Source organism: Micromonospora radicis (assembly GCF_003583405.1).
GTDB lineage: Bacteria > Actinomycetota > Actinomycetes > Mycobacteriales > Micromonosporaceae > Micromonospora > Micromonospora radicis.
Map to the genome: position 1 here is coordinate 13480 of NZ_QXEC01000031.1, position 13915 is coordinate 27394.

The following is a 13915-nucleotide window of genomic DNA, read 5'->3' on the forward strand; positions in this document are numbered from 1 at the left end:
TGCGCTGCCCTCCCGGCTGCGCGAGGAGCCGGTTGGAGAGCGCCGCCGACCGCGGGCAGCAACCCTCCGGCGGTCACGACAGCGACGCGAAGCCCTGCACCTGCTCGATGGTGCCCTCGATGATGAGGATGTCGTCCCGGCTGAGTTCCACCCCGTCGGTGACGTACCGGAAACGTTGCTCGGTCGACCGCTTGAGCCCGATCAGCCGGATCCCGTAGCGGTCCAACAGCCGCGTCTCGCTCATCGCCTGCCCGACCAGTGGCTCCGGTACGCGCAGCTTGGCGATGGCGAAGGCGTCGCCGAGTTCCACGAAGTCCAGCAGCCGGGTGACGATCAGGTGCGCCAGCCGTTCACCGGCCTCCGCCTCCGGAAAGATCACGTGTTGGGCGCCGACGGCGGCCAGGATCTTCGAGTGCTGGACGGAGGTCGCCCGGGCCCAGATCTGGGGTACGCCCAGTTCCACCAGCGCGAGCACGGTGAGCACACTGGCCTCCACCGAGGCGCCGATGGCCACCACCACCCGGTTCAGGTCCGCCACGCCGAGCTGGCGCAACGCATCCTCGTCGGTGGAGTCGGCCTGCGCCACCTGGTCGACCCGGGCCGACCACTTCTGCACCTTCTGCGGGTCACGGTCGATCGCCAGTACCTGGTAGTTGAGCGCGTTGAGCGAATCGGTCAGGCGGGCGCCGAACCGGCCGAGGCCGATCACGGCGATGCCGCCGGAGTCCGGTTTCCTATCCGACAATGGGTTGCTCCTCTGGATAGCGGTAGAGCCGGCGGCGGGTGTTCAGGGCGATCGCCGAGCCGAGGGTGAGCGGCCCGACCCGGCCGATGTACATCAGCGCGGCCAGCAGTAGATGGCCTCCGTCGGAGAGGGCCGACGTGACTCCGACGGAGAGCCCGGTGGTGCTGAACGCCGAGGTGACCTCGAAGAGCACCGCGTAGAGCGGGACGTGGTTGGTCACCGCGATCAGCAGGGTCGTACCGCCGGCGATGATGGCGACGCTGAGCAGGGCGACGGTGAGAGCCTGTCGTTGGCTGGCGGTGGCGACCCGGCGGTGCCCGACCGTGACGTCCGGCTCGCCGCGGATCTCCGCCCACATCACGAAGGCCAGCAGGAAGAAGGTGGAGACCTTGATCCCGCCGGCGGTGCTCGCGCTGCCACCGCCGACGAACATCAGCCCGATCAACAGGGGGTAGCTCTCCTCCCGCAGCACGTTGGTCGGTACCACCTCGATCCCACCGGTACGCGACAGCGCGATCTGGGTGAACGCGGCGAGCACCTTGTCGGGGGCGGCGTACTGGCCGATGGTCCACGGGTTGGCCCACTCGATCAGCAGGAACAGCACGGCGCCGACGACCACCAGGGTGGCGCTGCCCCAGATGGTCAGCTTGGTGGCCACCGCCCAGCGGTCCGGCCGCCGCCACTGGCGTACCGCTTCGAACAGAGCCGGGAAGCCGAGCCCACCCACGATGCTGCCGAACGCCAGCGGCAGGCTCACCCAGGGATCACGGGAGAAGGCGAGCAACCCGTCGCTGTAGAGCGAGAAGCCGGAGTTGTTGAACGCCTGGACGGCGTGGAACCCGGCCGACCAGAGGGCGTGCCCCGGCGGGTAGTCGTAGCCGAGCCAGAGCCGACCGGCAACCACGACGGTCATCGCCGCTTCGCAGGCCAGCACCGTCGCGGCGATGTGCAGCAGCAGTCGGCGCAGGTTGCCCAGACCGTACTCCAGCGTCTCCGCCTGCACCAGCATTCGGTTGTGCAGGCCGAGCCGCCGGGACACGGTCAGGATGACCAGCGCGGCGCCGGTCAGGATGCCGAGCCCGCCCAGTTGGGTGAGCACCGTGATGACCACCAGGCCGGTGGTGGACCAGTAGTTCGGGGTGTCGACGACGGTCAGCCCGGTCACCGAGATCGCCGAGGTGGCGGTGAACATCGCGGTGAGGAACGGCGGCCGCTGGTGCAGCGTCGTCATCTGCGGCCACATCAGCAGGCCGGTGCCGATCAGGATCGCCACCAGGAAACCGACCGGCACCAGCCGTACGGGGTGACGAAGGAACCGGCGCACCAGACAATCTTCCGATTCCACCCGATTCGGGGTGGGTAAATCGACATCCGAGGATTCACCCGGTGGTCAGGCGTGGACCATCTGGCGGTCAGCCCGGGCGGGTCTGCCGAGCCGGTGCCTCGACGCGAAGGAGACGGCGTTGCGGCGCAGCTGCTCGACGCCGCCGGCAGGCTGCTCGCCCCGACCATGCTGGTCCGGGACACGCACCGGGCGCTCGTGGATGGGGCGTGATCATGTGCCAGCCGCCGTTCGCTGCACGACCCGGGCTGCCCTCGGGTGAGCCCGGCTGGTCCCGCTGGCGTCCGGCCCCCACCGCCACCAACGCGGTGGGGGCCGGGTTACGCGCGGAAGGGCCAGGCATTGACTAGGCGTGATTTCACACCGAAATTTTTATTTCACTGTGAAATCAGCGACCTGGAGACAACCGCCCCGGGCATGCCAGCCACGGTGCCAGCGCTGATCATCCGGCATCGGGCCGGGTTCACCGCCGCCAGGCAAGGGTGGCTCATCCTCCCGAGATCGAGCGCGTGCTGAGCTGGTGGTGGGGGGTGGCGACACAGGGGTGCCCGGCGCCGTGGGACGGCCGGCCATCGTCTCGCCGGGTGGTCACTGTCTTGTCATCGTCGTTGTCATCGGGCGCCACCCACCTCCGGTTACTTGTGTGTTTCCGCCACATAGCCCGTGGGTGACGTCACTTCTAGCGTGAGCCGACACATAAGGTTTCCCTTCCTCTGAGTCCTCACGTGGAGTCGCAATGACGGTCCGGACGACACGGCGGGTGTTCCTGTCCACCGCCACGATGATGGCCGCGGCGCTCGCCGCCACGGCGTGTGGCAGTCCGCAGAACACTGCCAGCGGCGGCGGCGACAGCGCCGCGCCGGTGAAGGTTGGTCTGGTCTACTCCCAGTCGGGAGCACTGGCCAGTTACGGAAAGCAGTACATCGAAGGGTTTCGGGCCGGTCTCGACTTCGCCACCGGTGGCACCAACAAGGTGGGCGACCGGGCGATCGAGATCACCGAGGTCGACGACGCCGGTGACCCGGCCAAGGCGGTCTCCGCGGCCAAGGACCTGATCGGCAAGGGCAGCAAGATCATCGCTGGCTCGACGGCGTCCGGTGTGGCGCTTCAGGTCGCGCCGATCGCCGCCCAGAACCAGGTGCTGTTCATCTCCGGTCCGGCCGCCACCGACGCGGTCACCGGCGCGAACAAGTACACGTTCCGCTCGGGGCGGCAGTCGTATCAGGACGTGGTGACCGCCAAGTCGTTCATCGGCGACCCGACCGGCAAGAAGGTCGTGGTCTTCGCCCAGGACGGTGCGTTCGGCGACGCCAACGAGGCGGCCGTCAGGGCCGTCATCGGCGGGGCCGGCGCGAACGTCAGTGCCGTCCGGGCGCCGGCCAGCGCGACCGAGTTCACCCCGTTCGCCAGCCAGATCAAGTCCGCCAAGCCGGACCTGCTCTTCGTCGCCTGGGCCGGCACCACCGCCCCGGCGATGTGGCAGACCCTCGACCAGCAGGGCGTGCTGACCTCCACCACGGTCGTCACCGGCCTGGACATCCGCGCCTCCTGGCCCACCTTCGGCGCGGCCGGCAGCAAGATCTCCTTCCTGTCGCACTACTTCGACGGGGCCAGCGACACCGAGGCGGCCAAGGCCGCGAAGGCGAAGATCCCCGGTGGCACCCTCGACCTGTTCCACCCGGACGGCTTCGCCGCTGCGCAGATGGTGGTCCGGGCCGCGCAGGAGGGCGGCGACGACGTCGAGAAGATGATCAGCGCGTTGGAGGGCTGGAGCTTCGAGGGCGTGAAGGGCACCATGACCATCCGCGCCGAGGACCACGCGCTGCTCCAGCCGATGTACCAGGCGAGTCTGACCGGCAGCGGCGACACCTTCACCGCCACCGCCCAGAAGGCGCTGGCCGGTGACGAGACCGCGCCGCCGGTCCAGGCGATGAAGGGCTGAGGTTCGCCATGCTCGCCACCCGCGGTCTGACCTGGCGGATCGGTGAGGTCGCCATCGTCGACTCCGTAGCCATCGACCTGGCGCCCGGGGAGTTCCTCGGCGTGATCGGGCCCAACGGCGCCGGCAAGACCTCACTGTTCAACCTGATCACCGGCCTGCGCCGGGCCACCGAGGGCCAGGTCACGCTGGACGGGCAGGACATCTCCGCCCTGCCGCCGTACCGCCGGGCCCGGCTCGGTCTCGGGCGTACCTTCCAGGCGTCCTCGGTCTTCGGCTCGCTGAGCGTGCGGGAGAACGTCCGGCTCGCCGTGCAGGCACACCGCGGGGGCTCGATGAAGCTGTGGCGGCGGGCGGCGGCCGACCGGGAGGTGGCCGCCGCCGCCGACGCGGCGCTGCACCGGGTCGGCCTGACCCACCGGGGTACGGCCCTGGCCGGCACCCTCGCTCACGGTGAGAAACGGAAGCTGGAGATCGCCCTGCTGCTGGCCGGCGAACCACGGGTGATGCTGCTCGACGAACCGATGGCCGGGGTCAGCGCCGAGGACGTCCCCGACCTCGTCCAGGTCATCCGCTCGCTCACCGGCGACAGCGGCCGGTCGGTGCTGATGGTCGAGCACCACATGGACGTGATCCTGGAACTGGCCGACCGGATCGCCGTGATGCACCACGGCGCCCTGCTGGCCTGCGACACCCCGGAGACGGTGATGGCGAACCCGACGGTCCAAGAGGCGTACCTGGGGGAGGAGCTGTGAGCGCGACCAGCGTGCCGGGTTCCCGAACGGGGCAGTCGCAATCCGGCGACGACTCGGCGACCGAGCCGATCCTGACGGTCGAGGAGTTGTCGGTGCGGATCGCCGGGCTGCACATCCTGCAGGGCGTGTCGTTCACGGTGGCACCGACCGGCGTCACCGTGCTGCTCGGCCGCAATGGCGTCGGCAAGACCACCACCCTGCGCGCCGTGGTCGGGCTGACCCCCCGCAACGGCGAGGTGGGCGGCGCGGTCCGGATGGGCGCCGAGGACCTGCTGACCCGTCCGACCCACCGGCTGGTCCGCGGTGGGCTCGGCTACGTGCCGGAGGACCGTTGCGTCTTCGCCGGACTCACCGTCGCGGAGAACCTGCGGCTCGCCGAGCGGCGCGGCAGCACCCCGGCGTACGACCGGGTCTACGCGCTCTTCCCGGAGCTGGACCGGCGGTCCCGGCAGCGGGCCGGGTCGCTCTCCGGCGGGCAGCAGCAGATGCTCGCCATCGGCCGGGTGCTGATCAACGACAACCGGCTGCTGCTGGTCGACGAGCCGACCAAGGGGTTGGCGCCGAAGGTGGTGACGGAGGTGGCCGAGGTACTGCAACGGGTCGCCGAATCCGTGCCGGTGCTGCTGGTCGAGCAGAACCTGGCCGTGGTCCGGCGGTTGGCCCGCGACGCGGTGGTGCTGGACGCCGGCCGGGTGGCCTGGACCGGCGACGCCAAGCGACTGCTGTCGGAGGCCGCGCTGACGAAGTCACTGCTCGGGGTCGGCTCGGCGGAGGTGCAGCACTAGTGGACGCGATCATCCTGTTGACGCTGACCGGGCTGGGCCTGGCGGCGCTGTACTTCCTGGTCGCCTCCGGCCTGTCGCTGGTCTTCGGCCTGGCCGACGTGCTCAACTTCGCGCACGGGCTCTTCCTCGGCGTCGGGGCGTACGCGACCTGGTGGGCGGCGGGGAACCTGCCCGGCGCCGGCCCCGACGGCCTCGGCTTCGTCGTCGCGGTCGCGTTCGGCGTCGCCGCCGGCACGCTGATGGCGGTGCTGGTGGAGCTGGTGCTGATCCGGCCGCTCTACTCCCGCACCATCGAGCAGGTGCTGGTCACCGTCGGCCTCTCGCTGGCCGGCGTGGCGTTGCTACAGGCCACCTGGGGCGCCGACGCCCGGCCGTTCCCGCGACCGGAGTGGACCCGCCAGGTGACCCCGATCCTCGGTGCGCAGGTGCCCAACGGGGGGCTCCTGCTCATCGTCGCGGCGACGCTGGTACTCGGCGCGATCCTGGCCTTCCTCCGCTGGACGCGCTACGGCCTGATCATCCGGGCCGGGGTGGAGAACCGGGAGATGGTCACCGCGCTCGGCATCGACGTACGCAAGGCGTTCACCCTGGTCTTCGCCATCGGCGGGGCGGCGGCGGCGCTGGCCGGCGCGCTGGGCAGCGTCTACTTCGGCACCGTCTCGCCCCAGCAGGGCGGCTCGCTGCTGATCTTCGCGTTCATCGTGGTGGTCATCGGCGGCATGGGCTCGGTCGTCGGGTCGGCGTACGCGGCGGTCGCGGTCGGGCTGCTGCAACAGTTCGTCAACTACTACGGCACCTCCGGGCTGGGCGACATCTGCGTGGTCGCGCTGCTGGCCGTGGTGCTGCTGCTGCGCCCGCAGGGCATCGCCGGAAAGGTGGCAACGGCATGACCGAGGTCAAGAGTCCCGAGACCGCGGCGCCCCCGGCGGCGGTGCCGTCCGAGCTGACCGAGGAACCGGGCCGGTGGCACCGGGTACGCCCCTACCTGCCGCTGGTGGCGCTGGTGGTGGCGTTGATCCTGCCGTACTCGACGCTGCACCTGCCGGGCATCTTCGAGGGCGCGCTGAACTCGCCGGGCACCCTGCAACTGCTCGCCGTCTGCCTGGTCTTCGGTGGCCTCGCGGCCGGTTACGACCTGTTGTTCGGGCGGACCGGGATGCTCTCCTTCGGGCACGCCCTCTACTTCGCCGCCGGGGTGTACGGCACCGACATCCTGATCACCCACGCCGGGCTGCCGCTGTGGCAGGCCGCCCCGCTGGCGATCGTCGGCGGGACCATCCTCGCCGGGCTGATCGGCGCGGTGGCGCTGCGTACGGTCGGCATCGCCTTCGCCATGGTGACGCTGGCCTTCGCCCAGGTCGGCGCGATCCTGGTGGCCCGCGACTTCGGCGGGCTCACCGGCGGCGAGGAGGGACTCCCGCTGGACGTGTCCGGCGTACCGGCCGGGTTGGTCGGCGTCGCCAACACGGTGAACCTGTACTGGCTGGCGCTGGCGTACCTGGTCGTGGTGGTCTTCGTGGTGCACCGGGTCAGCGGCTCGCCGACCGGTCGGGTGCTCGCCGGGCTACGCGACGACGAGCGGCGCATCGGTGTCCTCGGGCTCGATCCGTACCGCTTCAAGCTCGTCGCCTTCACCCTGGCCGGCGGCCTGGCGGCGGCGGGTGGGGTGGTCTACTGCCTGATCGTCGGTGGCGCGTCACCGCACATCACCAGCAGTGAACTGACCCTGTCGTTGCTGGTGATGGTGGTGCTCGGCGGGCCGGGCACCCGCTGGGGTCCGGTGCTGGGCGGCATCCTCTACATGTACCTCGACCACCGGCTGGTCTCCGTCGGCAGCTCCGGTGCGGTGGACGCGCTGCCGGGCTTCCTCAGCCGGCCGCTGTCCCAGCCGCTCTTCGTGCTGGGCACGGTGTTCATCCTGGCCGTCTACTTCTTCCCCGGCGGCCTGGCCGGCCTGGCTTCCCGGGTGGCCCTGCTGCGCGACTCGCTGCGTCTCGGCTCCCGCCGGCAGAGCTGAGCCGGCCGAACGGGGCTGCGGCCGAACGGGGGGCTGCGGGCCGAACGGGGGCTGAGCCGGGCGGTGGGTGGCACGACGACGTGTCGTCCCACCGCCCGGCCCGTCAGCCGTTCAGCAGGTCGTACGCGGCCTTCGGCGCCTCCCGCGCCTCCTCGCCGACGAAGGCGACCACCTCGGGGGCGGCGCCGAAGTCGAAGTACTCCACGACGTACTCCGACGCCTTCCGCTTGCCCTGCGCGGGGATCTCCAGGGTGAGCGAACTGAGGTTGCCGTCCGGGCCGACCACGGCGGTGAACGGGATCGGCTCGGCCGCGTCACCGAGAGTGGCCACACCCTCCAGGGCGTCCACCAACTCCGGCCGGCTGGCGAGGTCGACCAGGCCCGTGTACGTCCCGCCCTCGCCGGCCTGGACGTCGGTGGCCGCGCGGATGATCACCTCGACGTTGCCCGGGTCGGTGCCCTCGTAGCTGGGCAGGGAGTCCGGGCCCTCGATCTTCGTCGGGTCCAGCTCCATCCACTCGGTGGGCAGCTTCATCAGCTTCTGGATGTTCTGCGCACCCTTGAAGTTGACCTTCATCCAGGTGCGCGACTCGACCATCCGGAAGGACATCTCCAGGGTGAAGTCCTTGTCCTTGGTGACGGTGTCGATGTCCATACCCCGGTTCGCCGGGTCGACCACACCGGACACGTCACCCGAGGTGTCGCTGGTGGTGAAGCGGAAGGCCGGATCCTCGTCGGTCGGCACCGCCGCCAGCAACTCCTGCTTCGGGTCCGGCGGCGGAGCCGCCGCCGGCGTCCGGTCGTCGCAGCCGGCCACCAGAGCAGCGGTGAGCAGGGCCACCGCCGTGACGGCGATCCGCCGGCTCGCGACGGTGGCGCCGGTTCGCTGTGTCATCTCGTCCTCTCTCGCTGATCGAACGGCATCGTATGCCAGCGGCCCCGATGCCGCCGGAGGACTCGACCGCCCCGGCTGCCGGCGATCCGTCGCCCGCGGGCTGCCGGTGGTCCGCCGGCCGGTCGCAGGCTGCTTACCCGGCGCCCCGTCGTGCGCTGGTAGAAATGCCGGATGAGCCAGGAACGCACGGTGGTCCGGGACCGGGCCGAGGCGGTGTTGCGACGGCTGGCCGGTGACCGGGCCCGCCTCCGTGAGGATCAGTGGCGGGCGATCGAGGCGCTGGTCGTCGACCGGCGGCGGGTGCTCTGCGTGCAACGTACCGGTTGGGGCAAGTCGGCGGTCTACTTCGTGGCCACCGCGCTGCTGCGCGACCGCGACGGCCAGGGCGCCGGTACCGAACCCACCGGCCCCACCGTGATCGTCTCGCCGTTGCTGGCGTTGATGCGCAACCAGGTCGACGCGGCGGCCCGGGCCGGCATCCGGGCTCGCACCATCAACTCCGCCAACCTCGACGAGTGGGACGAGATCACCGCCGAGATCCACGCCGGCACGGTGGACGTGCTGCTGATCAGCCCGGAACGGCTCAACAACCCGGACTTCCGCGACGGCGTCCTGCCGAAGCTGGCCGGTACCACCGGGCTGCTGGTGGTCGACGAGGCACACTGCGTCTCGGACTGGGGCCATGACTTCCGGCCGGACTACCGTCGGCTGCGCAGCTTCCTCGGTAACCTGCCCGAGCGGACACCGGTGCTGGCCACCACGGCGACCGCCAACGCCCGGGTGACCCAGGACGTGGCCGAGCAACTCGGCACCGAGCCGGCGGGATCGGCTGGGCCGGCTGGGCTGGCCGAGTCGACTGGGCTGGCCGAGCCGATCGGGCAACAGCCGGACGTCCTGGTGCTACGGGGCAGTCTGGACCGGGAGTCGCTGCGGTTGGGTGTACTCGACCTGCCGAGCCCGGCGCACCGACTCGGCTGGCTCGCCGACCACCTGGACCAACTCCCCGGCTCGGGCATCGTCTACACCCTGACCGTCGCCGCGGCGACCGAGACCGCCGAGTTCCTGCGGTCGCGCGGCTGGTCGGTGGCGGCGTACACCGGGCAGGCCGAGGACGCCGACCGCCGCGCGGCCGAACAGGACCTCCTCGACAACAAGATCAAGGCGTTGGTCGCCACCAGCGCCCTCGGCATGGGCTTCGACAAGCCCGACCTCGGGTTCGTCGTACACCTCGGCGCGCCGCCCTCGCCGATCGCCTACTACCAGCAGGTCGGCCGCGCCGGCCGGGCCGTCGAGCACGCCGAGGTGCTGCTGCTGCCCGGCACCGAGGACGTCGCCATCTGGCGGTACTTCGCCTCGCTCGCCTTCCCACCCGAGGAACAGGTCCGCGCGGTGCTCGCCGCCCTGCACACCGACCGGCCGCTCTCCACCCAGGCGCTGGAACCCCTGGTCGACCTGCGCCGGGCCCGCCTGGAGCTGATGCTCAAGGTGCTCGACGTGGACGGCGCGGTCCGCCGGGTACGCGGCGGCTGGCTCGCCACCGGCGAGCCCTGGGTCTACGACGAGGCCCGGTTGCGCCGCGTCGCCGCCGCCCGCGCCGCCGAGCAACAGGCCATGCTCGGGTACGCCTCGACGACCGGTTGCCGGCTGCGCTACCTGCGCGAGTGCCTGGACGACGACCAGGCGACCGACTGCGGCCGGTGCGACAGGTGTGCCGGGCCGCTGTTCCCGGCGCAGGTGTCACCGGCGGCGCTGACCGCCGCACAGACCTTCCTCGGCCGTCCCGGCGTCCAGATCGCGCCGAAGAAGCTCTGGCCGACCGGCCTGGACGCGGTCGGCGTACCCCTGAAGGGCCGCATCGCCCCCGCCGAGCAGGCCCTTCCCGGCCGGGCCGTCGGTCGGCTCTCCGACCTCGGCTGGGGCGACCGGCTCCGGGGCCTCGTCGGGCCGGGTACGCCGGACGGGCCGGTGCCCGACGACGTGGCCGCCGCCGTCGTCGAGGTACTCAAGGCGTGGGCACACGGCGACGACCCGTGGCCCAGTCGCCCGGCCGGCGTGGTCTCCGTCGACTCCCGCAGCCATCCGCTGCTGATCGGCTCACTGGCCGGGCACATCGCCACCGTCGGACGCCTGCCGCTGCTGGGCCAGGTCACCGTGGCCGGCCCGGCGGCCGGCGACGGCCCGCGCGGCAACAGCGCCCAGCGGGTACGCGCCCTGCACGGCACCCTCACCGTGCCCGACCCGCTCGCCGCCGTCCTGGCCACCCTCACCGGCCCCATCCTGCTCGTCGACGACCTGGTCGACTCCGGCTGGACGCTGACCATGGCCGCCCGTGAGCTCCGCCGAGCCGGCGCCCCCGCCGTCCTCCCCCTAACCCTCGCCCTAACCGCCTGAACCCCATAACCCCGCTCCACCCTGCTCGCCCCCACCCTGGTGGGGAGGGCTGCGGGGGTGGGGTGGGGGAGGGCTGGTTACGGTGGGTGTGTGGGGGAGCGGGAGAGTGACGTGCCGGTGCTTGGGTCGGTGCGGGTCGCGGAGCGGAGGGCGGCCGGCCACGACGGTGACGTCCGCGCCGAGTCGGCGGTGCCGGACCGGGCGACGCTCCGCCTGGCGCTGGTGGTCGGCGGGCTGGTGCTGGCGGTGTTGTTCGGGTTCGGCCTCGGGAGAATCAACAGTGGCACCGTCGCGGCGGCCAGCGGGTCGCCGGACAGTGCCCTGGCCGAGCACACCCACTCGCCGGGGACCGGGGCGCATTCGCACGAGGCGGGGCAGGCCGACGCGGCCGCGGCGGGCGGCTTGGCGGTCAGCCACGCCGGCTACACGCTCAGCCCGTTGAGCGGGGAGTTCACCGCTGGGCAGCCCGGTGAGCTGCGGTTCCAGATCAGGGACGGGCAACGCCGTGCGGTCACCCGGTTCGCGGTGGTGCACGACAAGCCGATGCATGTGATCGTGGTGCGCCGCGACCTGACCGGCTACCAGCACCTGCATCCGATCATGGCTACCGACGGCACCTGGTCGGTACCGCTGACGTTGCCGCGGCCGGGCGTCTGGCGGGCGTACGCCGACTTCACCGCGCTCGCCGACGACGGCCGGCAGACGGCGACGACGCTCGGCGTGGACCTGGTCGCGCCCGGCGGGTACCTGCCACGCGGCCTGCCTGCCGTGACGACCAGCACCACGGTCGGCGGGTTCACCGTCGCCTACCAGGGCACCCCGGAGCCCGGCCTGACCGTGCCGGTGAGTTTCCGGGTGACCACGCCGGACGGCACCAGCCCGGTGCTGGAACGCTACCTCGGTGCGTACGGTCACCTCGTCGCGCTACGTGAGGGTGATCTCGGCTACCTGCACGTACATCCGGAATCGGAGCTGGTGGACGGGGCGATCCAGTTCTGGCTGACCACACCCGGGTCGGGGCGTTACCGCCTCTACCTCGACTTCGCCACCGCGGGTGAGGTGCGGACCGCCGAGTTCACGGTGATCGTGCCGTAAGCGCCGGGCCGGAACCCGGGCCGAGCAGAGTCCGAGCAGCGCCGGGGGCCGGTGTCAGCCGGCGCGGCGGATCGGGCGGCGGGCGAGGTAACGCAGCAGATCCCGGATGTGGTGCTTCTCCTCGGCCGGCACGCTCGGGTCCGCCAGCCGGTGCAGGATCACCCGGACGTCGGCCTCGACCGGGCCGTCGTCGCCACGTCGCCACGGACCCGTGCCCGCGTCGGGTAGGCCGAGCGCGCGGAAGGCCGCCGCCACCGGCAGGTCCAGCGCGGCGCAGAAGCCCCGCACCTTGGCCAGTTCCGGGTAGTCCTGCCAATCGCCGGCCAGCCAACGGAAGACTGTCGAACGACCGACGCCGGTGTGCGCGGCCAGATCGGTGACCGTCCACCCGCGCTCCTCGCGGGCATCGTCGATAGCCCGCCGCACGAAGCGCGCGAACGCCATCTGCGGCGATATTTCTGCCGAACCCATCCGGTGGGTGTTCCTTCCCGACCGGCACCCCCACGGTGCGTTCTTCGAGAGTAGTACGGCACGCCGGAGAAAGCGCTGACTGACCGGCCAGACGGCGCCGGTGGCGCGGTGGCCGCCCCGGCCGCCGCTCCGGTTCGAGTCGGCTAACGCTCCGGTTCGAGCTGGGCGAACAGGGTCTCCAGGCGCGGGGTGAGCTGCCACTGTCCGACCAGTTCCCGGTACTCCGTGCGCTGCGCGGCAGTCGGTGCGGCATCCGTACGCCGGGCCCGGATCAGCAGGTTGCGCGGGGTGTGTGCGGAGTCGACGAACTCGACGACCTCGGCCCGGTAGCCGTGCAACCGCAGCAACCCGGCCCGCAACGAGTCGGTGAGGACGTCCGCGAAGCGCTCCCGCAGGATGCCCTGCCGGGTCAGCAGGTCGTACGGTGCCGGCGCGCGCCGGGCCCGTAGTTGTGCCGCGATGTCGTGGTGGCAGCACGGCGCGGCGAGTACCCAGCGGGCGCCCCAGCCCACCGCCCGGGCCAGTGCCTCGTCGGTGGCGGTGTCGCAGGCGTGCAACGCGAGAACGAGATCGGGTGCCGGCTCGACGACGGCGTCGGCGATGCTGCCGGCCACGAACCGTACCCGGTGTGCCCAGCCGAGTCGTTCGGCCAACTCCGTGTTGCGTCGCCGCTGGTCGTCCCGGACGTCCACGCCGACCAGCTCCACGTCCAGGCCGAGCCGGGTGAGGTACCGGTAGGCGGCGAAGGTCAGGTACGCGTTGCCGCAGCCGAGGTCGACCACCCGCAGCGGTCCGGTCAGCCCGGCGGGCAGGGTGGCCACCAGGGCCCGCAGGAACGCGTCGACCTGTCGTCGCTTGGCCGCCGTACCGCCGATCTCGGTGAAGATCGGGTCACCCGGGTCGAGCAGGTACTCCTTGGCCCGGTCGTGCCCGCCCGGCGCGGCGTCCGGCGGCGGGTCGTTGCGGTGGCCCCGCGACGGCGGTGCGGTTGCCGGATGGTCCTGGGCCGGCGGTGCCGCCGACCGGTGCACCTGCGCCTCGCCCGACTTGGTGACGCGCAGTTGCACCGTGCGCTCGGTGGTCTCGACGTGCCAGTTACCGAACGGCTCGGCCAGCAGCGCCTCGACCGCGGTCTCCGCCTCCGGGCCCGGCGCCACGTTCCGGGTGTGCGGTCGGGCACCGTCGGAGGTGGCGATCTGTAGTCGCGGACCGGCCTTGAGGGCGACCGGCCGCAGCTCGGCGCGGACCACCGACGGGCGTTGCCCGCGCCGCCGGCCGGCGGCCACCGCCCGGGTCAGCGCGGGGCCGAGCAGCAGCGAGCGGACCTCGGCCAGGGCGGCGTCCAACGGTTCGGGCATCGTTCCATCTTCCACGTCGGTTGTCGGTGTCGCCCCGGAGCTGCCCGCGCGGCGCGGAGCCCGGAGCTGCCCGCATGGCGCGGAGCCCGGAGCTGCCCGCACGTCGTCGGCCTGGGAGTCGG

Annotated in this window: 13 protein-coding genes; 8 read left to right on the forward strand and 5 right to left on the reverse strand. The window is 71.9% G+C overall.

The features are described 5' to 3' along the window. Nucleotides 1–73: 73 nt before the first annotated feature. Both D2L64_RS23670 and D2L64_RS23675 read right to left on the reverse strand, forming a co-directional pair. On the reverse strand, nt 74–745 hold the full coding sequence (locus D2L64_RS23670; RefSeq protein WP_119579411.1) for a potassium channel family protein: 672 nt from the start codon (nt 743–745) through the stop codon (nt 74–76). Next, a complete protein-coding gene (locus D2L64_RS23675; RefSeq protein WP_119579412.1) occupies nt 735–2069 on the reverse strand; it encodes a TrkH family potassium uptake protein in 1335 nt (444 codons plus the stop codon). The genes D2L64_RS23670 and D2L64_RS23675 overlap by 11 nt, the downstream gene beginning before the upstream one ends. Nucleotides 2070–2141: 72 nt before the next feature. Here D2L64_RS23675 and D2L64_RS27390 point away from each other — a divergent pair, with 72 nt between their 5' ends. The 6 genes from D2L64_RS27390 (at nt 2142) to D2L64_RS23700 (ending at nt 7583) form a co-directional block, all read left to right on the forward strand. Further along, nucleotides 2142–2300, forward strand: coding sequence for a hypothetical protein (locus tag D2L64_RS27390; RefSeq protein ID WP_158603539.1), 159 nt, complete (start codon nt 2142–2144; stop codon nt 2298–2300). A gap of 523 nt (nt 2301–2823) precedes the next feature. Then, nucleotides 2824–4029, forward strand: a complete 1206-nt coding sequence (locus D2L64_RS23680) for a substrate-binding domain-containing protein (RefSeq protein ID WP_119579413.1) — start codon at nt 2824–2826, stop codon at nt 4027–4029. 8 nt (nt 4030–4037) lie between these two features. Beyond that, a complete protein-coding gene (locus D2L64_RS23685) occupies nt 4038–4781 on the forward strand; it encodes an ABC transporter ATP-binding protein (protein ID WP_119579414.1) in 744 nt (247 codons plus the stop codon). An 11-nt stretch (nt 4782–4792) separates the two neighbouring features. Beyond that, nucleotides 4793–5566 (forward strand): ABC transporter ATP-binding protein, encoded by a 774-nt coding sequence (locus D2L64_RS23690; protein WP_119579447.1) that lies wholly within the window; start codon nt 4793–4795, stop codon nt 5564–5566. Continuing rightward, a complete protein-coding gene (locus tag D2L64_RS23695) occupies nt 5566–6456 on the forward strand; it encodes a branched-chain amino acid ABC transporter permease (RefSeq protein WP_119579415.1) in 891 nt (296 codons plus the stop codon). The genes D2L64_RS23690 and D2L64_RS23695 overlap by 1 nt, the downstream gene beginning before the upstream one ends. Next, complete coding sequence (locus D2L64_RS23700) at nt 6453–7583, forward strand: branched-chain amino acid ABC transporter permease (protein ID WP_119579416.1); 1131 nt, start codon at nt 6453–6455, stop codon at nt 7581–7583. The genes D2L64_RS23695 and D2L64_RS23700 overlap by 4 nt, the downstream gene beginning before the upstream one ends. A gap of 103 nt (nt 7584–7686) precedes the next feature. On the opposite strand, the gene D2L64_RS23705 is transcribed toward D2L64_RS23700, so the two are convergent. Beyond that, entirely contained in the window at nt 7687–8478 is a 792-nt protein-coding gene (locus tag D2L64_RS23705) for a hypothetical protein (protein ID WP_119579417.1), read from the reverse strand. Between the two features lie 171 nt (nt 8479–8649). Here D2L64_RS23705 and D2L64_RS23710 point away from each other — a divergent pair, with 171 nt between their 5' ends. Both D2L64_RS23710 and D2L64_RS23715 read left to right on the forward strand, forming a co-directional pair. Continuing rightward, the gene (locus D2L64_RS23710) at nt 8650–10869 is read left to right on the forward strand and encodes a DEAD/DEAH box helicase (RefSeq protein ID WP_119579418.1); all 2220 of its coding nucleotides are present in this window, start codon (nt 8650–8652) and stop codon (nt 10867–10869) included. A 90-nt stretch (nt 10870–10959) separates the two neighbouring features. Then, nucleotides 10960–11964 carry a hypothetical protein gene (locus tag D2L64_RS23715; RefSeq protein WP_407663184.1) on the forward strand — a complete coding sequence of 335 codons (1005 nt, stop codon included), beginning with the start codon at nt 10960–10962 and terminating at the stop codon, nt 11962–11964. Between the two features lie 54 nt (nt 11965–12018). On the opposite strand, the gene D2L64_RS23720 is transcribed toward D2L64_RS23715, so the two are convergent. Both D2L64_RS23720 and D2L64_RS23725 read right to left on the reverse strand, forming a co-directional pair. After that, a complete protein-coding gene (locus tag D2L64_RS23720) occupies nt 12019–12435 on the reverse strand; it encodes a helix-turn-helix domain-containing protein (protein WP_119579419.1) in 417 nt (138 codons plus the stop codon). 143 nt (nt 12436–12578) lie between these two features. Then, the gene (locus D2L64_RS23725; protein ID WP_119579420.1) at nt 12579–13793 is read right to left on the reverse strand and encodes a class I SAM-dependent methyltransferase; all 1215 of its coding nucleotides are present in this window, start codon (nt 13791–13793) and stop codon (nt 12579–12581) included. Between the last annotated feature and the right edge of the window lie 122 nt (nt 13794–13915).